The organism is Halalkaliarchaeum sp. AArc-GB, assembly GCF_031432225.1.
In the GTDB taxonomy this organism is placed as follows: domain Archaea; phylum Halobacteriota; class Halobacteria; order Halobacteriales; family Haloferacaceae; genus Halalkaliarchaeum.
Window position 1 is genome coordinate 32,057 of record NZ_JAVKGM010000003.1, and the last position, 21,683, is coordinate 53,739.

Genomic DNA, 21,683 nt, shown 5'->3' on the forward strand with positions numbered 1-21,683 from the left:
TTCGAGTGGTTCCGGACCGTTCCGGCGAGCCGGAGCTCGGGTCGCCTCCCGACACGGGTCGCATGTGAAACGGCTGCCAAGAACGCTCTCATGCAATTACGTACGATCGTTCCGAGCAAAGAGATCAATCCTAACCTGTCTGGCTTCCGGAACGCATTCCACTCTTCCGCTATACCGGCCGCCGTTCATTCCTCGAAGAAGGCCCCAACGAGCTTCCGTTGTGCCAGCCGGAGATGCTGATGGAACGTCTGTCTCGAGATGTTCATCGAATCCGCGAGCTCCGTCCCGTCGACCGGTCGCGGCCACTCGAAGTAGCCGTTGAGATGGGCCGTCTTGAGCGCAGTGTACTGGCGCTCCGACAGCGTCGACTCCACGTCCGAGACGAACTCGTGGGCCGTCCGATCGCGTCGCTCCCGGTCGCGTTTCGACCGAAGTTCGACGGACTCGTACTCCGACTCGAGGAATTTCAAAAGGGCGTCGTGATCGTGTTCCGGCGGCGAGTGAACCACGAGTTTCGCCGAGTTCCGGTCCGCCGATATCGACTGAACGGTTGCCCCGTAGTCGGCGAGTTCGACGAACGGTGTCGTCCCCTCGAGCACGATCGCGAACGCGTATTCTTCCCCCCTGTCGGCAATCTTGCGGACGTCCTCGACGAACGGTAGGTCGGTGAGTACCTCCGGATCGATACCACCGCTGCCGGCCACGGTGAGATACAGGTGATACTCGTCCGCGGAAACGCCCTCTGTCAGCCCGACGTACTCGACGGGATCGTCGAGCATGTCCGCCACTGCCGACAGCGGAAACGACGGGTCCCTGATCTCGAAAACCAGTTCTGTCACTCGATCGACAGTGAGGATCCGCGTGGTCTCGATCGCGTTGAGGCCGCTGGCGACCATCCGACCGATCGACTCGAAGAGCACTTCCTCCCGACGGTCCAGCGAGTCGGCGTCCTCCGAGTAGACGGCCAACAGCCCGTAGGTGGTTTGGCCGTACACGAGCGGCACGACGACGATCCGCCGACAGCCGACCGGGTTCAGCCCGACCTCGGCAACGCTTCTCGGTTCGAGGCTCGAACCTTCGACGCGTCCGGATTCGATGGCGCGCCCTACTGCGTCCGGGAGCTCGTCGACGGCCCAGTCGACGTCGGCGTCCGATAGCAAGCCAGCGCTTTCGTGAAGCTGGATTCTCGTGTCCGGAGCGTTCGTCCCGGCGATCCACGCTGCGCCGTATCCGCGGGCGGAGACGACGGTCTCACAGATCCGTCGCTCGATCGCCCCTCGGTCGTTTTCCTCGACGAGCGCCCGTCCCACGTCGCTGAGAACGCCGTTGACACGCTCCAGCACCCGCTCGAGTGCGATGCGCTCCTCTCGCAACGCTTCGGCTCGCTTTTCGGCCGTTCGTTTGGCTCGTTCCCGTTCGCTGACGTCGCTTTGAAAGCCGACGTAGTGGACCAGTTCGCCGTCGTCGTCGTAGATCGGTGCGATCGTCACTTCGTTCCAGAACGGGGAGCCGTCCTTCCGGTAATTGCGGACCACGACCGTGACGGGTTCTTCACGTTCGATTGCCTGGCGCATCTCCGCGACTGTGGCGGGATCGGTGTCCGGTCCCTGCAGGAATCGGCAGTTCCGTCCCCTGACGTAGTCGGTCGGATAGCCGGTCACCCGTTCGAACGCCTCGTTTACGTACACGAGCGGTTCGTCGGGTAGCGACGGATCCGCGAGGGTAATCCCGATCGGCGCTTCGTCGATCGCGTGGACGATTTCGTCGGTGGAGGGCCCCTGTTTTGAGACGTCCTGTTTCGCCGGCGCGTGCGGCGACGATTCCGTCACTTCGGTGATTCCCGTATCGAGGCGGTCGAGTGCTCCTGTTTCGCTGCGAGAGACGAACCGTTCGGCACCACGGTCCAGCGCCTCCGTCCCGACGGCGTCGTCGTCGGCGTAGACGATAACCGGGAGCAGAGGGTCGAATTCCTCGATAGCCTCCAGAAGTTGCAGCCCGTCGTCCCCGGAGAGCCGGTTCGCCGTGACGACGCAGTCGTAATGGGTTGCCGCGAGCTCCCGTAGCGCTATCGTGGCGCTTTCGACGGTCGTCACTGACCGGTTTCGGTCCCGGAGGAATGCAGCCGTCTCGCTTGCTGGCTCGCCGACCGAGGCGAGAAGCACGCGTTTGGTTGGCACAGTTACCCTTCACCACTACCGAAAGTAAGCGTTCGGGTAGCCGAGAGGAACATCCAATAGGCGTCGACGAAACCGAGAGCCAGGCGACGACAGAAAGATGTGTCAGCAACACGTTCTGTCTAACGTGTCGATACTCGAACGGTTCTTCAGCTGGTATCGAAAGCAGACGCTCCCCGTCCAGTTTCTCTCGGCTATTCTGTTGTTTGCGACACTGTTCGTACTCGGCGTGCTGACTGCAGGAATCGTCCCGGGGATCGTCCTGGTCGTGGTGGTGATCGATCACCTGCTCCGGGGCACCTGACCTGTCTCCGGAAAAATCGCGGCGGCCGACGCGTTTCGACAGCGACCGCGGAAACTGCCGACCTCGACGGTCGAGTTGGGCTGTTCAGTCGTCAGCGGGCGCGGCTGCACTGCCTTCGGCCGACGAGGACTGCTCGGCAATAATCCCCTCGTTGCTCGCGATCCAGTTCAAAAGCAGGAACGCGAAGACGTACTTCGCGATGATGTCGAAGATGCTGTACCCCCACGAGGTGACAGCGACGCTCTCGATCAGTGCGAGGCCCTCGTTACCGACGGCCCACCAGATCGTGTAGCCGAACCACAGCACGACCGTAAGCACCTTCAACAGGTTGAATATCTCCGCGGTTCCCGCCGCCTGTGCGTCCTCCGGCCACTCGACCAGGAGGATGTACACGACCACGAGGAAGAACGTGACGCTGATGAAGTACCAGAACCACCGCATCGCGTAGCTGGAAGTGGTAAGCGCCGCGGCCAGCCCCGTGATCATGATCGAGACGTCGGCCACGATCGCGGTGAACAGCTTCGTGAAGTTCGTGTTCGCGAGCAGCCCCAACGCGAGCAGGATAAACGGCGTCGACAGCGCCCACGTGAGATACCGACCCCACATGCTGATCGCACCGTCCTGTATCGTCGTCCCGTCGGCGAGGACGAGTTCGCCACCGTGCAGCGCGTGTCCGGCCGGCATCTCGAGGACGCCCATCGTGAGCCCGGACGCGAGCCCGGTGTAACTCGAAATCGACACCAGCGGAACCATCAGGGTTGCAACCCAGATCAGTTGCGCCCGCGGGTTCTCGATGTTGCGCCCCATATAGACGAACAGCAGGATCGAAAGGCCCGCGAGCGCGATGTTGACCCACAGCGACGCATTCAACAGCGTCGCCTCCTGCAGGTGTTCGTACATCTGCCCCTGTGTCACGTCGACTGCAACCAGCGCGTCGATCGGTACGCCCCCTGCGATGGCGGCCAGTACTGCTGTCAGTAATTCTGTCATACTCCATACTGATACACGCTACCTGCCGGAGTAAAACTGATACCTGACTTGTAAGATACCGTCTGGCGAACGGGGTTACAAGATCGTTTCGTACTGCGGTTATGGAATAAGGTTCGCGAGGAAATTTCCGTTTGCGTCCGATCGAACTGCCTCCGTGACGTGCTTTCCGCTGAGGAGACACATCGGAACACCGATACCGGGATTGGTGTCGTCGCCCACGTAGTAGAGCCGATCGACGCCGGGTGCCCGGTGGCGGGGACGAAGCGGGCCAGTCTGTCGGAGCGTGTGCGCCAATCCGAGCGCCGTCCCCTCCGGTTTCCGGTACCGCTCGGCGAACTCCGAAACGCAGGCAGTCGATTCCGTTCGGATCCGACCGCGGAGCTCGACGCCCGTATCTTCGGCGATGGCGTCGAGAACGCTCTCCCGAAAGCCCTCCCGACGCGTCGGTGTGTCCTCGAGCCCCGGCGCGATCGGAACGAGGACGACGACGGTTTCACAGCCGTCGGGGGCGGCGTCGGGATCGGTCTGAGAGGGCACGTTCACGTACATGGCCGGATCCTCCGGCCAGCCGGGTTCCTCGAAAATCGTCTCGAAGTGGGGGTCCCAGTCTGTCGGTAACAAAAGCGTGTGATGTTTTAGCGGGTCGACGCCGCCCTCGACACCGAGGTACAACATGTACGCCGAGGGGGCGTACGTCCGCGAGTCCCAGTAGCCGTCGGACCGATCCGTCGATCCCGCCGGGAGGAGCTCCCGTTCGACGTGCACAATCGGCGCGTTGCAGACAACCCGATCGTACGTCTGCACCGTCCCGTCGGCCGTCGCGAGTTCAATGCCGCCGTGCTCCGGCGCGAGTCGAGTCACCTCAACTCCGGTGTGGACGGTCGCTCCCTGGTCGGTTGCGACGGATTCGACGGCGTCGACGACAGCCGTTATCCCGCCCTGCGGATAGTAGACGCCCAGCCCGTAATCGACGTGGCTCATGAGCGTGTACAGCGCCGGCGTGTTGTGGGGGGAGCCACCCAGAAAAACCAGGGTGTACTGGACGAGTTGTCTGAGACGCGGGTTCTCGAAGTACTCCGCGACGTGGTCGTCCATCGTCCCGAGAAACGAGATCCCCCTGGCCGAGCGGAACACGTCGAGTGAAATGTAGTCCCGGAACCGGGTCCTGTTGGCACGGACGAACCGGTTCATGCCCACGTCGTAGGCTTCTTCGGCCTGGTCGAGATAGCGTTCCAATGCCTCCCCTGCGCCGGATTCGTATGATTCGAACAGTTCTGCAGCGGCAGTAGGGTCCGCGGGAACGTCTGCCCGCTCGCCGTCCCGCCAGAACACCCGGTAGTTCGGATCGAGGCGGATCAGATCGTAGTAGTCCGATGGATCCGCCCCGAACGCCGCAAAGAAGTTCTCGAACACCTCCGGCATCAGATACCAGGATGGGCCGGTGTCGAACCGGAACCCGTCCCGTTCGAGGCGGCCGGCGACGCCCCCGACGTGTTCGTTCTTCTCGTAAACGGTAACGTCCGCCCCAGCAGCGCCGAGATACGCACCGGCGGAGAGCCCGCCGAATCCGGAACCGACGATCGCGATCGATTCCCCGCGGAGTACAGCGTCGTCCATACCCGGACGAACGGGCGCGACCACCGAGAACGGGCTCCGGTTTGTAGGGGGTTTTTATTTGACGTAGAACGGGAGCGACACAGACTCGGCCCGCCGCGCGATCTAACCAGTAAGGAGACGACGCTATCTCTCCGTCTACCTTCGCTGCATTCATGAGTGGAGTTCGTGCGAGACTGTCGATACGAGATCCTCCGAACTGCCCGGTCGAAGATGCACTCGAGAGCGGAACGAACGCGACTGCAGTCGAGTGGACGACCGGACGGGATCCCGTCACCGAACAGTTCCGGGCCCCGTCGGATCTGGATGTGGAGGCCGACTTCGAAGCCAACGGGGAAAGCGTCTACCGGGTCGAGCGGAAGAAAGCCACGGATTGTCCCTGTTCGGTGATCGAATCCTGTGGGCATCCAGTTTCGGACGTGGAGGTTCGGAGTGACCCGTCGGAACTCGTGGTGACCGTTCACCTCCCCTCCTCGGAACCGCTCGAGGAGATCATCAGCGCGATCGAGGCGACGGGATCGGAGACGGAGCTCCGCTACCTCGTTCGAACGAAATCGAAGGGCGGGGCGGACCCGATCGTCGTCGACAGGAAGCGACTCACGTCCCGGCAGCGGGAGGTGCTCCAAACGGCACTTCGGATGGGTTACTTCGAGTATCCCCGGGAGACGAACGCCGAGGGCGTCGCCGAGGAGATCGGGATCGCCCGATCGACGTTCGCAGAGCACCTTGCCGCCGCCCAGTCGACGCTGGTCGAAACCGTTCTCGGTGACGGGTGACCGACTGTCCATCGGTCGCCCGCCCGAGTTCTCAGGGAACGTACCAGATCCCGCGCTTCATGTCCAGCCACTCGCCGACGACGACGTGGGGTAACGCGATAACACAGACGAACACGGTGTAGAAGGCGACGATTCCGGGGAGCAACGCCGCACCTCCGAGGGGGTTCGGCGCGACGACGTACAGCCCCGCCGCAACCAGCGCGGTCGCGAGCGCGCCGACGACAAGAACCCCCCACGCGACGGGGATGGCGAGGCCGTCGTTCCGTCCCGGATTCCGGCGTTCGACGGCGACGCTCCGACCGGCTTGACGGAGCGAGTACCACAGCGGAAAGTACAGTCCGATCGCAACGACGACCGGGACGAACGCGAAATAGGCGACCAGAAGCAGCGTCTCCCCGGCGTCGACGAGCCACTCGCGTGAAACGCCACCGCGTGCGTACCCGAGGCCGAGATGAGCGACGACCGCGAGCCCGAAGCCGCCACCGAGAACGAGCCGAGAGCGTTCGAAGCCGCCCGCGACCGCCGCGAGGGCCCCGGGATCGAAGATGGCGACCATGTACTCCGAGAAGGTGTAGAACGTCTCCGGCCAGAACACGAGGGGGACAATCATCACGGCGCCGCCGCGAACGAACGCCGCCAGCCCGCGCTGGAACCGCGTGTCTAGGTGGCCCGTGCCGATCAGCCCCTCCATGACGTGGAGGTCGCCGTGACCGCCCTTGGCGACGGCCGTGGCGAACGCGAACGCCAGTGCCACCACTGGAGCGACCAGAAACAGCGCGACAAAGGCGACGACGAATCCCACGTACAACACGACGTAGCGGGCGCCGAACGGGGGCCCTCGATTGCGGAGGTTCGAAAAGTGTTCGTAGCCGCCGTGTGGGAGGTTCAACGCGACCATCCCGACGAGATAGACGAGCAACTGGGTCTGGAGTGTGATCCCGCGGCCGGCGACCGAAAGCAGCACGAATCCCACAGTCAGTGCGCCGATCGTCCCCCGGGAGAGCTGTAACGCGAGATGCTCCGGAGACGTCGATAGCCTCCCCGAAGCCGTCCAGTTGTCGGTCGCCATATCTGTAAATACGCAACGTAGCAGGTTGGAAGCCGTCCGACAAGCGACGGGACTTTTTGACCCGGTTACTCGTCGTCCGGTCGAGATCCCACCGTTTCGGCGGTTCCGTCGCCTCGTTCGGGATTCTCTCCGGTGTCTTGCTTCGTCGGTCGCGACAGATCGTCTCCAGAGTGCCACGCGGGTTGATCGGCGGTCTCCGGCTCGGCGTCCGAGACGTCGGGCTCCTCGGAGTCGGAGTCCCTGGAGTCAAAGTCGGAATCGGAGTCTGTGGCGGTATCGGTGTCGGTGTCAACTGTAAAGCGATCCGAAAACACAGCCGTGGAATGCTCCAGCGAGAGCGGCTCATCGAGGTCAACCGGCTCCGAAACAAAAACGTAGTGGGCGTCTTCTCCGAGAACGTAAAAGGCGTTCCGTGTGACGTCCTCGATCACCCGCTGATTGGAGTCGATCGCAACGTCCACCAGCCCGTCCAGCGATTCCAACTCGATCCGGGTCGACTCGATCGAATCGGCTGGAACTCGTCCGCGGCTGATCCACTCGTCGAACTCCGATCGCGTCCTGGCCCACTCGAACGCCCGTTCCTCCCGTTTCGAGGGTGCGATCTTCCCCCGATGCCGGGCGGTTCCGAGCCCGATCAACCCCAGAAGCGAGACTGCAACGAGGGCGAGAGAGCCGTAGGACCGCAACGGGCCGTACTCGGCAGGCACTTCGTGCGTAACCGTAGACTGGTGGAGTTCCGTTTCGGTTCCCGGATCCTCGACGGAATACGTCGAACCATCGGGGGAGATCTGTAACGCCTGCCGGTGGGCGCTTGTGACCTCCTCACCGTCGACTGTCCCCTGCACCTGCGTGTGCACGACGACGTCGACCTCCGTCGTTCCGATCGTCGTCCCCAGTTGCTCCTGGATGCTGTCCACCTGCGATTCGGCCTCGGAGACGTTGACCTGGAACTCCGCCGTGACGGGATCGCCGGGATCGACCCCCTCCCGTTCGACAGTGGTGATCGGCTCACTGCGTTCCCAGAAGATACCATCGTCGTCGCCTGCAACCGATCGATACCGGAGCTGGACATCCATCTCAACCTCGACGGAGCCGTCACCGCCGTTTCCCGAGTACTGGTACTCGTAGGTTCCATCCAGTTCCGGCGCGAGGGTCGTGTAGTACAGCGACCGATCCGTCAGTTCGGATCCGACCGGAAACACCGGGTTCGACTGCTGTACGGTTGCAGAGTGGCCGAACGCCGTCCGTTCGGACCAGTCCGTAACCGTCTCCTCATCGATTTCGACGCCTGGTTCGACGTGTGGTTCGTAGGCCAGATATCCACCCAGTGCGGCAGTGATGAGCAAGGCTGTGACGACCACGACGAACTGCCGGTCGAGCGCCCGGCGCAGCCTGAATTCCCAGACGTTCGGCGGGCGCTCCTCGCCCCCTTGTGGTCGGTCACTGTCTGCCATCGTGCTGTCCTCCGTTCGGTAAATTCATGTCGTGTTCCTCCGTTCTCTCCGTATTCTCTCTCGTGTTCTTCGTGTTCACTCGAGCAGGCGGGTGAGAACGCCCCCTCGACGGTTCCGGGATCGGGTCCGCAGCCGAAGCTCCCCGGGACCCACCAGCAGCAGTCCGGGGATCGCGATCGCTCCACCGATGACGGCGTTTACCGCGACGTACGGGAGCCACGGATGCACGGCATAGAGACCGTGAATCACTGGGGCAGGAAGCACTAGCAGATACCGATACTCCGTCACGGATCGCATGTAGTAGCCGGTTTCCGGTGGCGCGTGGAACGTTATCGTCGCGTTGACCGTCTCGTTTGCACTCATGTGGGAGACGTGTGGCTCCACCTCGACGCCCTCGCTCGCCGGCTCCATGTACGAGACCACCGGGAGCTGGCCGCCGTTGTGTCTCACGAACGTCATCTCGTCGGACTCGCCCATCGGAACGATCGTCGGATTGGCCGAGTCCCCTTCGGTGCTCACCATCCCGTAGGATTGGGTGCCCGCTGGCAGAACCATCGCGGCGGTCGCGGCGACCATGATGAGGACCGTAAAGACGATCACGAGCAGCCGCGGATCGAGCACGCCCGCCCGGGAGCGCGACCGGGAGCGGCTGTCTGCTCTGTCTCGCCTGCCCGATCTGTCCGTGGCCAGGCTAACGGCGTAGATCAGGACGCCGAAGCCGAACAGGAGATACGCCAGCTGTTGATCTCCGAGGCGAGGCGTGCCGAAGAACCCGGCCAGGAACCGTTCCCCCCGATCGAGTGCTGCCCCCACAGCCGTGACGCCGGTGCCGAGATGTGGGATGCGAACGACGTCCCCGTTGACCTGGAGCGCAACCGCCTTCACCTGTCCGTCGGTGACGGGCGGTTCACCCTCCCCTTGGTCGGTGAAGGGGTTGGCGTCGCCCTGGGTAATGTAGCCGCCGGACCGCTCGTCGATGACACGGTGGGTCGTCAGATCACCCCCGTGAACCTGTTCGGCTTCGAACGCGACGACGTCCCCCGTCGTGACCTCTCCCGCGATGGCGGAGGGGATCGCCACGAAGCCGTCGCCCGCCTCGAGCGTCGGCTCCATGCTGCCGGTTTCGACGTACGCGAGCAACACCGGCTGACCGAGGAAGTGGCCCGCGACAAGCGACACGACGAGCACCAACAGAACGACAGCGAGGGCATACTCCGCCAGCTTTCCGAGGCTCGTACCCATTTCCCCCCAACACCTGATCGCGACGTTCGTCGCTCTCTCCCTTAGGTAATCAGACGTTTCCGGAGCGAAACCACCGGTTAGATCCCCTCAGAGGAGGCCTGAAAGACCGATCTGTGGGGTATCACCCAAGTAACCTCTCTATACCTATGTGGCGAGCGAGGGAATCTCCCGTCCATGTCACTGTCGATCGCGGAAATGATCGGCCGGTTCCGTCGGCCGGAATACACGGGGGAGAACCGATGTATGCCGTGTACGGCACTCAACGCGGTGATCACGGGGGTCCTGGCCATCACGGTGGGCGTCGTCTCGACGGGCGCGGGGGCTGTCGTCCTTCTCGCTGGGGCCGCGGCGATCTACTTCCGTGGCTACCTGATTCCCGGGACACCGACGATCACACAGCGGTACTTCCCCACATGGGCGCTCCGGCTGTTCGGAAAGGAGCCGCTGGCGGAACCCAACGCACTCGACACCGACGGCGGCGTCACAGCCGGGACGAACGATCGCGGGGAAAACCCGCTCGCCGACTACGAGCACGTGGGGGAACTGCTCGCAGACGCCGGAATCGTCGAGGACTGTGCCGACGAAGACGACCTCTGTCTCACGCCGGCGTTCGAGGAGGCGTGGTGGGACCGGATCGAACGGTTCCGGGACGACGATGCGGCGATCGAGCGGCTCGCCGCCGTTCTGGACGTCGATCCCGAGGGGGTAGCAGTCGCCGGGACCGACCCGTTCGAGGTGGAGATCGACGGCGTGACAGCCGGTCGGTGGAGTTCTCGTGCGGCGTTTCTGGCGGACCTCGGAGCTGAACCCACTGTCGCCGAGTGGCTCCCGATCTGGGACGAGCTCGATCAGCGACAAAGCGGGGAACTGCTGGCCAGCCTTCGTGCGTTCCTCCAGCGGTGTCCGGACTGCGACGGGGAACTGACGTCGATCGAGGACGTCACCAAAACCTGCTGTTCGGGAGAGTACGTCAACGTCTCCCGGGACTGTACGGAGTGTGGCGCCTCGGTTTTCAACGGATCGTATCGGTGAGCAACGCCTTCGGATTCGACGAGGACAGATTCCTCAAAAAAACAACCCGCCAGACAGGAACGATCCGAAAACACATCACGACGAATGTCAGGTAAAAACTGCATATGAATCGCACGTGGTTACCGAGAATCTGGATGTTCGAGTCAAGCTATCGACAAGGAAAAAGCATAAGTCAGGCCATTGTGAAAGCAATATCAATAGTCAAATGAGTAAATCACCGGACATCGATGTTCACACTTCATCGTCGGGCAAACAAAACGGTGCCGGGAGAACCCACACGCTGAACGTTTCCGACGTTCCGGGCGAGTCAATCACCGTCGCGGTGGGACTTTTGATGGAGGAGGTAAGCGAACGCAGCACCTTCGAACAACGACCGCTGTCGGACACGATCGATCCGGAAGGGCTGGATCGGCTGTTCGAGCCGTCCGGCGGCGATCCATCCGACATCACGGTGGCGTTTACCCACGGGGACTACCGGATCCGGATCGAGGACGGCGAGCGGGTGGAACTCGTCGAACTCGTCTGAGACACGGGCATCGAGGAAACTGGCTGCCGACGCCGTCGACAGCGATTCGGCAAGCCTGTTCGCGTCTCCAGTGCCTTCCAGCAGTGATACGGGACGCGAGCGTTGCGCTTCTGACCGTTCAGCATCTGGACTCCGAATTCGGAGCCTCGTTTTCGCCAAAGAGCTGTCGGCACCACCCGAAAGCAGCCACCGGGATCGTCGTGAGGGAAGGAAAACCGGGAACGAGATAGCCCCGAAAGTAGACGACCAGCCCGAGAGAGACGAACACCGCCGCCCCGAAGAGCTCGCCTCGGGCCAACGCGACCGCGAGCCCAGAGATTGCGGCGACGTACAGGTTCAACAGGGTGCACGGGACACACCGACGGTCTCCCGTGTATTCGAAATGGCGAAACCGGTCCAGGAGATCACCCGGTGCTGGGTGCATGTTCGAAACGTACTCGTCCGTCAGGGAAAGGTAACCGCTGCGTACCGGGTGGGATCGAAAGTCCGACGACGACTCGGCGACAGAGGCTTATTAATCGTGGCACCCGTACGTGGAATCGAGGACGTCATAATGGAGCGCTTCTCGGAAGAGACGGTCGAGGAAGTGCTGCGGCGTGAGGACGACGGCGTGCTTACGTTCGCGGACGACGACGAGCCGTACGGTGTCCCGGTCTCGTACGGGTACGACGGCGATCGGTTCGTGTTCCAGCTCAGCAAGTCGAAACGAGGGCGGAAGGCCGACTTCATCGGCGAGAAGCCGTGGGTCTGTTTCGTCGTGTACGCAAAACATCCCAACAGGGTCGTCGAGAGCGTGATCGCCACAGGAGAACTGCGTCCGATCCCCGACGCCGACCAGCGGGAGGCGTTCGCGGTGGTGCGGGAGAACGCCGACTTCCCGCTGGACGGAGACATCTGGAGTGACTCGGACGGCAACGACGAAAACGAACTGTACGAACTCGTCCCCGAAACGCTCTCCGGACGGGCGTACGGCACCGGAAACCTGTAGACGACATCGGCCCCTCTTCTCGCCGACGCGAGCGGTCACGTCTTCGTTTGTCTATCGATTGGTTGCCGCCCGCCCACATAGTTCAAATTCAGTTTCACCGATACATTTTCAATGTAATAGGCCGTCCTATGAAGGGCAATGTCTAACGAGGAGTCGCCAGCGGAGTCCGACAGCCACCCGAACGTTCCCTCAGTCGACCAGTCCGATCGAATCATTCCCCGAAACCTCAGACAGTCAGGCGATCCGGGCATCGAGATGTTGATCTCGACGCGGGTTCGAAAGTCCCCGTTCTGGCATCTCTCCGTGGAGGAGGGCTGCTGGCGCGCGACCGTCTACAACCGCATGTATCATCCGCGCGGGATGCGCACCGAGGAGGAGGGCGGCGCGATGGCGGAGTACGACGCGCTAGTCAACCGTGTGACGCTGTGGAACGTCGCCGTCGAGCGCCAGATCCGGGTCACGGGGCCGGACGCCGAGGAGTTCGTCAACTACGTGATCACCCGCGACGCGACCGAGATCGAGCCGATGCACGGGAAGTACGTCATCCTCTGTAACGAGGACGGCGGCATCCTGAACGATCCGGTGTTGTTGCGACTCGACGAGGACGAGTTCTGGTTTTCGATCTCGGATTCGACGCTGATGCAGTGGCTCCAGGGCGTCAACGTCGGCGAAGGGTTCGACGTCGAAATCGACGAGATCGACGTCTCCCCGATGCAGATCCAGGGGCCGCTGTCGACCGACGTGATGGAGGACCTGTTCGGCGACGAGATCCACGACATCCCGTACTACGGCCTGATGGAAGGCGAAATAAACGGCTGCCCGGTGCTCGTGAGTCAGACGGGGTTCTCGGGCGAGAAAGGGTTCGAGATCTACGTCAGAGACTCGATGGAGAACGCCGAGGCGGTGTGGAACCCGGTGCTCGAGGCCGTAAAGTCCTACGACGGCGAGGTTATCGCGCCCGCCCACCACCGTCGGATCGCCGCGGGGATCCTCTCGTGGGGCCAGGACATGGACCACGAGACGTCGCCGTTCCAGGTCAACCTGGCGTACCAGGTGCCCGACGACAAGGAGGCCGACTACGTCGGCAAGGCGGAACTGGAGCGCCAGCGCGAACTGATCGAGGCCGGGAACCCGCCGTTCAACCACGAACTCGTGGGATTGAAGCTCGGCGGCGAGCCGATCCGGGATTACGCGCCGGACTTCTGGCTCGTGGCCGATCCCGACTCGGGCGAGGAGGTCGGCTACCTCACCTCGCCGTGGTGGTCGCCGGAGCTGGAGACCAACATCGCACTCGGGTTCGTGCCGGTCGACGGAACCGACCTCGGGACAGAGTACCTCGTGCATCTCCCCGACGAATACACCGAAGAGCCGGGCGAACCGGTCGAGGCGCGAGTCGCCCAGGTGCCGTTCAAGGAGTCGGTCCATCCGAGCGCCCGCGAGAAGGCGAAGATGGACGCCGAAGAAGAGGCAAGCGAGTAGCGTCTCCCGAGAGAAGGCCGGTCCGAGACTGTCCGATCGCACCGCGAACGTTTTTCAGGCAACGCATACCGATAAGGGGGCGGTTCGTAGTGCCAGTACGGATGGCGTACGAAACGAGCCAGCCGGAACCGTCCGCGGTCGACGTGCTGGTCGACAGCGAGTGGTTGCTCTGGCTCGTCGCCGTCGCGTTCTTCGGGATCGGCGATCTCGTGACGACCGCGATCGGACTGCAGCTCCAGTACGTGGTCGAGGTGGGTCCCGTGGTGGGTGAGGTAATCAAAATATACGGCGCCACGGCGATGGTGTGGTTGAAGGTGCTTGTTTTCGTTCTCTGTTACGGGCTGTGGCGCATCGTTCCGGAACCCCACAGGGTGGGAGTGCCGCTTGGGCTCGCCGTGCTCGGGGTGCTGGTGACGCTGTGGAACCTGGTGGTGTTAGGAATGGCAACCACTTAACTTATATCTGAGATGTAAGTGAATGCTGATCGGATCAGTTGATGGGGTAATCCAGTAGCCAGATCAGTTATTCAGGTCGGAATAAATCGGCCCCTCCACACACTGTTTCTCCATTCCCATTTTGTGATTTCAACCGAGCTAACCCAGTTCGGTTGTGATTTTCAGTACCGAGCAGACCAGATGAAACGGCGGAGAAAGACGTCAGATGTGGGCAGTATTCATAAACACTGCGGGTCCATAGTCACTTCAACTAGACGGGAGCCATCGTCGATGTCGACAAGTTCGACGTCGATTTCCGTGGCACCCGCGTCATTGCACGTCACTTCGATGGCATCGTCCTGTGAGAAACTCTCACCGGAGTCGAGTTCGATCGTGTCCGGCAGGTCGTTGTCAACCGTCGCGTTTCCGGCAACAACGTTGAACACAAACTCCCCTTCGATTTTTTCCTCGCCACGGTTTTCCAACTCGACATTGTAGCTCTCAGTCTCGCCAACTTGAATCCCATTGAGACCTGTAATCGAGAGCGCAACCTCTCGTTCCACGATTACATCCTCGCCACCTATTGCGGCTGCTTCATCCTCGTAGGTTCCCCCGTCATCGTGATCAAGCAGAACATCAAAGAAGTCAGGGAAGTTCAGAATGACTTCGTGGTAACAGCACCACCCGTCCATGCCGTCCTGCGTGAGGCCGAGATCGAGTCCGGCTTGTGTAATCTGAATCGAACTGAAACTGGTCGACTCAGCCTCGAAGTCACCGAACGGGTCAACGTAATTCCACGCTCGATTTAGACCGTTCTGCGTCTTGCCAAGTAAGGCTCCTCCCTGATTGACGAAATCGGCAATGTCGTCGCTTCGCTCGTCCAATGCTACATTCTCATCATCTGTGAGTCCCCCAGAGATCTGGTTGTCACTGCTTCCCACGCCGATCATCGCGTACTCCTCGAAGTCCTCGTCCTCGATATTCTCGGCGCCATTGACGAAGGTGACACTATCGAGTGAATCAACGTTGGCAACGATGTCGTCTTCCCAGTAAGATTGAGAACCGGAACCGGATATCCCAATGACGAGCAGTCTATCGTCGTGGTCTTTCGTAACATTGTCCATGAGCGCCTCAACCATATCGGAATGTTCTTCGGGGGTCCCATGCGAGGAGCTTCCAGCTCCCAGTTCCGAGTCGAGGCCCATCAGAACAACGGGACCACCGGCTTCGTCCGTATCGCCGACCTCGGTCCAACTTACCACCTGTGGGTCAGTCGGATCTTCGACGAAACAATCGCCATCGACGTCCGCGACCAAACTGATCTCGCCTGTAAACAGCGGATCGTCGTCGGTGGCGTCGACATCGAACGTTTCGGTCCGTAGGCCTATTCTCGCACATTCACCGAGTTCGAGCGGAACTTCCCGCCCCTCTTCGATGTCAACACGACCTTCCGTCGACGGGTCGTCGTCCTCGTCACCGTCGTAGTAGAAGTACAGCTCGGCCTCATCTCGCATTTCGAAGTCGTCGCTGAACTCCCAGGACACACAGGCGTCTTCCTTCCCCTGGTTGCAGATCTGGAACATCCCGTCGAACCAGGTCCGGGAGTCCGAGTTGACGCCCTCGCCGATGGGACCGTCGCCGCCGACTTCCTGTTGATCGCCCTCGCCGTCGATCTGAATGTAGAGATGGCCAAAATCGTCCAGGGCCACGTAATTCTGACTGTTCGGCGTGTCGAGGGGTTTCAACCCGAGATACGCGTCGGGATCCTCCGCGACTGCGATCGAGACCGAACGTTGCGATTCTACTCTGCTGAACGCGCCAGAACCGAGCAGTGCGCTCCCCCCAACCGCCACACCACTGATCCCGGTGAGAAATTTTCGTCGTTCCATAGCTGGTGCCGCACGGACCGATCGCCCGTCCGGTGCTGTACCATGATATTGAGGGAGTTTATGTATGGACACCCGGAAATCGTTCCACGAACCCAAGATAAATGCCAATCGAACCCTATATAGTATATTTTACCACATATATTTGATAATTAGTCTGTCTCTCACTCGCCGTCAATAGCTACCGGACGATCGTTCTCTATCTGCCGCATTACAGTATCTATCACAGTAATCGCGGCGAAGTAATCGACGGTTGTACGGTTTCAGTCGTCGAATACCGTCTTCCACGGTCTCTATACTAATGGCCGCCGGTCGTAATGTATTGAGATGTCATGCATACGAGTGTATTCAAAGAGGTGTCGGAGCGATGAAACGACGCCACTTCCTGGTCGGGGTCGGAAGCGCCTCGATCGGCGGGAGTGCCCTGGTCGGCAGTGGGGCGTATAGCCGGGTGGAGTCACAGCGAAACGCGATGATCCAGGTGGCCGAAGACGCCGACGCGTATCTCGGGCTCGAAGGGTGTCCCGATAGCGCGAATCAAAGTTATACCTCCGACGACGGAGCGGGCCACCTGACCGTCGACATGACGGACGACAACCCGACAAACGCAGGGGGACAGGGGATCAACTCGAACTCCCTGATCTGGTTCGATCGAGTGTTCCAGATCTGCAACAACGGGAAACAGCCGGTCTGTGTCTGGATCGGAGACGACGATGAGTGGCCCCGCGTCGACGACGACGACTTCGACGAAGATTACTCCGCGTACGACGGAGAGCGTCGCGTCGACTTCTATTACGAATCGGATCGGGACCGATCACTGATCGGTGAAGAAAACGGCGTCGTCCTCGACGTGGGTGCATGTGCCTGCGTCGGGATCAGTACGATCAGCAAAGGACTCACCGAGGGAGACACGTTGCTGGACGACCTCGACGACGGAATCGTCATCAACGCAGACGAAGGCGGGGAATGTCCGGGGCCCGAGATCCCGCCCGAGGAAAACGACATCCCCGAAGAGTTCGATGCGACGGCGATCAGCTTCATTGCCTTCTGTAGCAATGGAACTGCAAACACCGTGACGGACATCACCGTGACTCACGAAAACGACGATGGCGAACCGACAGGAGTGAGCTGGAGCACGGCACAGCCGGTTTACGAGGTCGTTCTCTTTGGCGGTGGAGAGTGGTATCTCTACACCTACGATGGGGGCGCGACTGGAGGCCAAGTCAAAATGGACGGGGGAGACGCAGATGACTTCGCAGAGCCCGACCCACCGGCCCGATTCAGGTTCGATTTGGACGGCGATGGAGACGCTCTACGATGTCAGTCATCGCCCTGTCTGGGTACGTCCGGCTTAAAGCTCGAGTACAACGGCGGGTTTGACGTTACGACTCCCGAGTACACTAATGAAGAGTGTCCGCCCGCTCCGGGAGGTTCCTCGTAGGGACAGAGACGTACCTGCCGGAGATACTACCTGCCGGAGATTTTGCCGGGACAGCCGACGCATCCATCACAGCACTCCGGTATCGAACCGTTTGTTGCCAGAGGTCGTGGAATAAGCGCTATTCGTCAGTCTCCTCGTCGGTTTCGTTGTCTCCGTCTTCCGCAGTCGAGCCGTCTTCTTCAGTCGAGCCGTCTACCTCGTCGTCAGTCGACCCGTCTTCCGTTCCATCGTCACACTCCGGAAAGTCACTACTCGTGTGCTCGAAGAGAACCACGTCACCGAGCGCTTGTAAACCCACTTCCTCGGGGCTATCCTCGAGTTCGAATTCGAAACTCGCAGTCTCTCCCTCGCCGATGGATTTCGTCTCGATCTGATCGTTCACGGAGACAGTGACGTCGAGAGTCGTCTTGTACCGGTTCGTGACCGTCGCCTCGAGCGTACAGTTTTCGGTGTCGAGGTGCGCCTCCGAGTCCACGTAGGACTGATCGTCGAGCTGGATCTCCACGACCCGATCGACGTCGCCCGTGGAGAAGCCCCCAGTCGCGGCGACCGCGATGGCCAGACCCACAGCGACGGCCGCGAAAACGATCAGCCCCTGACGGAGCGAGGCCATGTTAGATCACTGTCCCTCTTCGGTGACGGTCGCGTTTTCGAGTCTGTTCCCCCGTGCGTGATACGCATGCGACACGGCCGAAATCACGAACAGTAGGACGAACAAAAGCGAAAGCAACTGCCAGGAAAGGCCGCCGAACGGATAGATTCCGGCCCAGGTTACCGTCACGAGCGCGGCACAGACGCCCGCGAGCCCGAGATAGTACTCGTGCCAGGGGATGTCGTTTTTCGGAACGTACTCCAGATACATCTGGACCTCGTTTGCGGTGTCCGTAAGCTCGATTTCCCCCCGGAGTTGATCGTACTCGACGACCCCCATGTCGTCCATCTTCGGAAAATGAGACTGCCGGAGCGCGGTGTACACCGCCTTTCGCGTAGCCGAGTCGATCTCTTCCAGTGAAGCGCCGTTCTGCCGGGAGGTGACGTAATCGACCACCTCCCGGAGGGGGACCGGTTCCTCGTCTGCCTGTTCGAGATACTGTAACGCGAGTCGGCGTCGTTCGTTGCTCAGTACTTCGAAGATCTCCTCCCGCGAAATCGCCGGGTCTCGGTTTCGACTGGACGGTACGAGCGAATCGACGGTCGACGAGATGGTGTCATTGCTGATCCCCATTGTTTAACCCCCCGATGGCCGACACACCCATCGAGTCGGATAATACGATGGCATGTCCCCAGTTAGGTAATCACATCGTACGAGAGCGGGACCGATAGTGAATTAGGGCCTAAGATTTCGTAACAACATGTTACTCCAACAACACTCTGATGTTATATCTGATAACTATCATTATGTGAATGTCACTAACTCGTGGCTGTTTGATCCGAGTCGCTGTGTTATTTCGGCGAATTTGTCGATAGGTAGCCCTTAACGTTCATATTTTGATGACTGATTGGTGTGAATAACTGGTTTCTAAAGTGGGGAAAGCAAGTTCCTGGGTCGCTGAGACACAGAAGGAAACCGAACTTCGATCCCAGTTCGAAAACTACGCAGAGCGACTCGACAAGGTGTTCATTACCGCGTTCCAAGTCAGTTAAGAAACGCTTTACTGATTTATCGGGCAGTGAGAGCTTAAAACGGTTATTTATGTCATTACAATTCCCCGAGACGGCAGAGTGTATAGTACTCACTTTCCGAGTGAGATATCGATAATGAGTGAAAACGACCACAATCAGAACCGCGGATTCGGCGGAACGTCGATCGATCGAAGAAAAGTACTGAAGGGTCTCGGTGCCGCAGGCGCGCTCGGCGTCTTCGGGACGGGCTCGGCAGCAGCGAGAGGTCCAGGAGGTAACGGACCGCCGGGACAGTCCTGTGAGTGTCCGGACGGTGAATTCCTGGCGAAGTACGAATTCGACGACGACGAGTGTGAGTTCGTACGCGAAGACGGTGATGTTGTTGTCGACATCACGTACGATCCCGATAGCGACGAATTCAACAAAGACGGAGAGTATTGCGAACCGAACTACATCGAATTCGAGGCAGACGGCTACGTCATCCAGGGAGTCTGTGCGTTCGGTGGGCTAGATACGAGCGAGGATTATGACGAAGACGGCCTCACTTCGTTCGCGTCCGACCTCGAGAACCCCGGCGGACAGGAGGCGGCCATCAGCAACATCACGTTCTGCGGGGCCGAAATTACGGAAATAGCGGTCGAATTCCCGGATACCGTTTCGCTTTCCTACGAGGACCTCCCCCTCGATGGGAGCAACGACTACGATTACAACGACTGGGTCGTAGACGTCGATGCGACGTTCAGAGGCATCGAAGTCGACGGAGATGCCCTCATCTCCTCGATCGAGCTGGACTTGCTCCCGAAGGCACGGGGAGCAGGTGACACACACAGGTGGTCGGTCGTTCCCGGCGATGTATTGGGAGAGGGGACGTACAGCCTGACCTACGACGGGAACGGGGAGGGTGAGGAAGTGGACGCGGAGTTCGACGACGAAACGCAGATCCACGTCTTCAACACCGGAGATGTCTATCCGGACAGCGTCACGAATGCCCTCGAAGGAGACGACGACGGTACCTGCATCCCACCGGCGTACACGGCGACACTCGAATTCGAACTCGACGACCCGTGGGAGTTCGATCCCGACGAACCTCTCGCCGAATTCGGAGAACACGGCGTCGGACTGTTCTTCGATCCACGCCTCGAGAACTTAAACCCGGACCGCGACGTCGAGTTCGGCATCGGCGACGTGCGTCTGTTGGCGGTCCCGACGGACTGGATGTGGCCCTACGAGAAAGTCCACATTGCGACCGCTTACGACGGGGTAACTGTCGCGGATGAACCGCCGGGAGACGGCGATCAACCGATCTTCGAGGACGACGATTGGTACGAGAACCCGGTCTTCGGTGAAGTGTTCGAGTCCTGTAGAGAGTAACTCCAGGACACTTCTTTTCGTTTTTAGGTAAGAGAAGATAACGGAGCTCGGATCTCATCTGTCGCGTGTTTCGAGATCTCGTTTCGGAGAACGTCCACAGTACGTTCCCAGCTGTTGGCTCGTGCCCACTCGCGAGCGGTACTGGATAGTTCCCGTCGGAGGGCTTCATCTCCCAAAATCCTCCGAAGAGCTGTCGAAACCGCATCTACATTGTGATCGACACACAGGCCCGAATAGCCGTCTTCGATCGCGTCTCTCGCGCCGGTGGCAGTCGTGCCGATCGTCGGCGTCCCGTGGGCGTTCGCCTCCAGGTAGACCAATCCGAACCCTTCGAAGTCGTGATCGACGTACTCCGGCGTCATCAAATAGGCCGTTGCTGTTTCGTACCAGCGACGGAGTTCGGTTTGAGTAACGTATCCTTCGAAGTGAACGCGATCCTCGAGCCCCGAGTCGGAGACGTAGTCTCTCACCGTATCGAAATACGCTCTCTCTGTGTTGCCAACGAAGTGGTACTGGACGTCCGGAAACTCCTCTGCCACTTCGGCAAACGCTTTCAGGGAGAGCAGTTGCCCCTTGCGCTGCTTGAACGGTCCGACAGTCAGGAGTGCACGATGGTCGATCGGATACGGCTCGACGGAGTTACTCCATCGATCGAGATCGACGCCGTTTCTGGCGATCGTGACGTTGTCCAGCCCGGGCTGTGCTTCCTGTAACTGTTCTGCAGTGAAGCTGCTCACGGGAAACAGTTGTGCGGCGTTGCGATGTGCGTGCCCGGCGATCGGTCTCGAAAGCTTGCCATGAAGTGGGGCGACGGAGTAGGTTCCGTGGCAGACAACAAAGTACGGGATTGCGGAACCAAGGGTGGCCAGATAAGAGACGACGGAGTACGGGTAATCAACCAGAGACAGTAGCGCGTCGTAATCGCCCGTCCGCAGTACTGATCGGACGTGATTCGCAGTCTTCATCACTTCTTGCGGTTTTTGTATCATCCCGCCGGGATATCTCCGCGGGACAATCACGTCGAGATCCCAGTCCTGCCGGAGATGTCTGATGACTGCGTCGGAGTACCTCCCCCAGCCGGTGTCGGGTTCAGTCGTCGGCGTGAGTGCGAGGACTTTCATTTTACGATCGTTCCGGACAATTTCACGACTATTTGTAATTTCCTCTTGTTGTCTGGTAATGACAGCCCCCCAAAATCGGAGACTCCGAGGGTCGTGAATCGGTGTGTCGAGGCTACGCATCAGACTGATATCATCCACCTACACTTTAGTTACTCGGAG

General features: G+C 60.4%; 20 protein-coding genes. 9 read left to right on the top strand and 11 right to left on the bottom strand.

The window, feature by feature from the left end:
- Window positions 1-185 precede the first annotated feature (185 nt).
- On the bottom strand, window positions 186-2,177 hold the full coding sequence (locus RH858_RS04965) for a bacterio-opsin activator domain-containing protein (protein ID WP_259535939.1): 1,992 nt from the start codon (window positions 2,175-2,177) through the stop codon (window positions 186-188).
- 124 nt (window positions 2,178-2,301) lie between these two features.
- Between RH858_RS04965 and RH858_RS04970 the strand changes: the two genes are divergently transcribed.
- The gene (locus RH858_RS04970; protein WP_259535937.1) at window positions 2,302-2,478 is read left to right on the top strand and encodes a hypothetical protein; all 177 of its coding nucleotides are present in this window, start codon (window positions 2,302-2,304) and stop codon (window positions 2,476-2,478) included.
- An 84-nt stretch (window positions 2,479-2,562) separates the two neighbouring features.
- Here the strand turns inward: RH858_RS04970 and RH858_RS04975 are convergent, their stop codons facing one another.
- Together RH858_RS04975 and crtI are read right to left on the bottom strand one after the other, a co-directional pair.
- Window positions 2,563-3,393 carry a bacteriorhodopsin gene (locus RH858_RS04975; protein WP_303650974.1) on the bottom strand — a complete coding sequence of 277 codons (831 nt, stop codon included), beginning with the start codon at window positions 3,391-3,393 and terminating at the stop codon, window positions 2,563-2,565.
- A gap of 174 nt (window positions 3,394-3,567) precedes the next feature.
- Window positions 3,568-5,085 carry a phytoene desaturase family protein gene (crtI, locus tag RH858_RS04980; RefSeq protein ID WP_310561266.1) on the bottom strand — a complete coding sequence of 506 codons (1,518 nt, stop codon included), beginning with the start codon at window positions 5,083-5,085 and terminating at the stop codon, window positions 3,568-3,570.
- Between the two features lie 152 nt (window positions 5,086-5,237).
- Between crtI and RH858_RS04985 the strand changes: the two genes are divergently transcribed.
- Complete coding sequence (locus tag RH858_RS04985; protein WP_259535932.1) at window positions 5,238-5,858, top strand: helix-turn-helix domain-containing protein; 621 nt, start codon at window positions 5,238-5,240, stop codon at window positions 5,856-5,858.
- Between the two features lie 31 nt (window positions 5,859-5,889).
- Here the strand turns inward: RH858_RS04985 and RH858_RS04990 are convergent, their stop codons facing one another.
- The 3 genes from RH858_RS04990 to RH858_RS05000 form a co-directional block, all read right to left on the bottom strand.
- On the bottom strand, window positions 5,890-6,927 hold the full coding sequence (locus RH858_RS04990) for a Brp/Blh family beta-carotene 15,15'-dioxygenase (RefSeq protein WP_259535930.1): 1,038 nt from the start codon (window positions 6,925-6,927) through the stop codon (window positions 5,890-5,892).
- Window positions 6,928-6,992: 65 nt separating this feature from the next.
- Entirely contained in the window at window positions 6,993-8,381 is a 1,389-nt protein-coding gene (locus RH858_RS04995) for a DUF5305 domain-containing protein (protein ID WP_259535928.1), read from the bottom strand.
- A gap of 75 nt (window positions 8,382-8,456) precedes the next feature.
- Window positions 8,457-9,623, bottom strand: a complete 1,167-nt coding sequence (locus tag RH858_RS05000) for a signal peptidase I (protein WP_310561267.1) — start codon at window positions 9,621-9,623, stop codon at window positions 8,457-8,459.
- Window positions 9,624-9,797: 174 nt separating this feature from the next.
- On the opposite strand from RH858_RS05000, the gene RH858_RS05005 reads away from it, so the two are divergent.
- Both RH858_RS05005 and RH858_RS05010 read left to right on the top strand, forming a co-directional pair.
- Entirely contained in the window at window positions 9,798-10,655 is an 858-nt protein-coding gene (locus tag RH858_RS05005) for a hypothetical protein (protein ID WP_310561268.1), read from the top strand.
- 205 nt (window positions 10,656-10,860) lie between these two features.
- On the top strand, window positions 10,861-11,181 hold the full coding sequence (locus RH858_RS05010) for a HalOD1 output domain-containing protein (RefSeq protein WP_310561269.1): 321 nt from the start codon (window positions 10,861-10,863) through the stop codon (window positions 11,179-11,181).
- A gap of 118 nt (window positions 11,182-11,299) precedes the next feature.
- Here RH858_RS05010 and RH858_RS05015 read toward each other — a convergent pair whose 3' ends face one another.
- On the bottom strand, window positions 11,300-11,605 hold the full coding sequence (locus RH858_RS05015; protein ID WP_310561270.1) for a hypothetical protein: 306 nt from the start codon (window positions 11,603-11,605) through the stop codon (window positions 11,300-11,302).
- Between the two features lie 129 nt (window positions 11,606-11,734).
- Here RH858_RS05015 and RH858_RS05020 point away from each other — a divergent pair, with 129 nt between their 5' ends.
- From RH858_RS05020 to RH858_RS05030, 3 genes are all read left to right on the top strand, one after another.
- On the top strand, window positions 11,735-12,169 hold the full coding sequence (locus RH858_RS05020; RefSeq protein ID WP_259535916.1) for a pyridoxamine 5'-phosphate oxidase family protein: 435 nt from the start codon (window positions 11,735-11,737) through the stop codon (window positions 12,167-12,169).
- A 138-nt stretch (window positions 12,170-12,307) separates the two neighbouring features.
- Window positions 12,308-13,648, top strand: a complete 1,341-nt coding sequence (locus tag RH858_RS05025) for a glycine cleavage T C-terminal barrel domain-containing protein (protein ID WP_310561271.1) — start codon at window positions 12,308-12,310, stop codon at window positions 13,646-13,648.
- Window positions 13,649-13,749: 101 nt separating this feature from the next.
- On the top strand, window positions 13,750-14,103 hold the full coding sequence (locus RH858_RS05030) for a hypothetical protein (RefSeq protein WP_310561272.1): 354 nt from the start codon (window positions 13,750-13,752) through the stop codon (window positions 14,101-14,103).
- 218 nt (window positions 14,104-14,321) lie between these two features.
- Here RH858_RS05030 and RH858_RS05035 read toward each other — a convergent pair whose 3' ends face one another.
- A complete protein-coding gene (locus RH858_RS05035) occupies window positions 14,322-15,971 on the bottom strand; it encodes a hypothetical protein (RefSeq protein WP_310561273.1) in 1,650 nt (549 codons plus the stop codon).
- A 364-nt stretch (window positions 15,972-16,335) separates the two neighbouring features.
- On the opposite strand from RH858_RS05035, the gene RH858_RS05040 reads away from it, so the two are divergent.
- On the top strand, window positions 16,336-17,409 hold the full coding sequence (locus RH858_RS05040; RefSeq protein WP_310561274.1) for a DUF1102 domain-containing protein: 1,074 nt from the start codon (window positions 16,336-16,338) through the stop codon (window positions 17,407-17,409).
- Window positions 17,410-17,527: 118 nt separating this feature from the next.
- Here the strand turns inward: RH858_RS05040 and RH858_RS05045 are convergent, their stop codons facing one another.
- Together RH858_RS05045 and RH858_RS05050 are read right to left on the bottom strand one after the other, a co-directional pair.
- Window positions 17,528-18,022, bottom strand: a complete 495-nt coding sequence (locus tag RH858_RS05045) for a hypothetical protein (protein ID WP_310561275.1) — start codon at window positions 18,020-18,022, stop codon at window positions 17,528-17,530.
- A gap of 6 nt (window positions 18,023-18,028) precedes the next feature.
- Window positions 18,029-18,634 (bottom strand): hypothetical protein, encoded by a 606-nt coding sequence (locus tag RH858_RS05050; protein WP_310561276.1) that lies wholly within the window; start codon window positions 18,632-18,634, stop codon window positions 18,029-18,031.
- Window positions 18,635-19,167: 533 nt separating this feature from the next.
- Here RH858_RS05050 and RH858_RS05055 point away from each other — a divergent pair.
- Window positions 19,168-20,403, top strand: coding sequence for a twin-arginine translocation signal domain-containing protein (locus RH858_RS05055; protein WP_310561277.1), 1,236 nt, complete (start codon window positions 19,168-19,170; stop codon window positions 20,401-20,403).
- A 23-nt stretch (window positions 20,404-20,426) separates the two neighbouring features.
- Here RH858_RS05055 and RH858_RS05060 read toward each other — a convergent pair whose 3' ends face one another.
- Window positions 20,427-21,524 (bottom strand): glycosyltransferase family 4 protein, encoded by a 1,098-nt coding sequence (locus tag RH858_RS05060; RefSeq protein ID WP_310561278.1) that lies wholly within the window; start codon window positions 21,522-21,524, stop codon window positions 20,427-20,429.
- Between the last annotated feature and the right edge of the window lie 159 nt (window positions 21,525-21,683).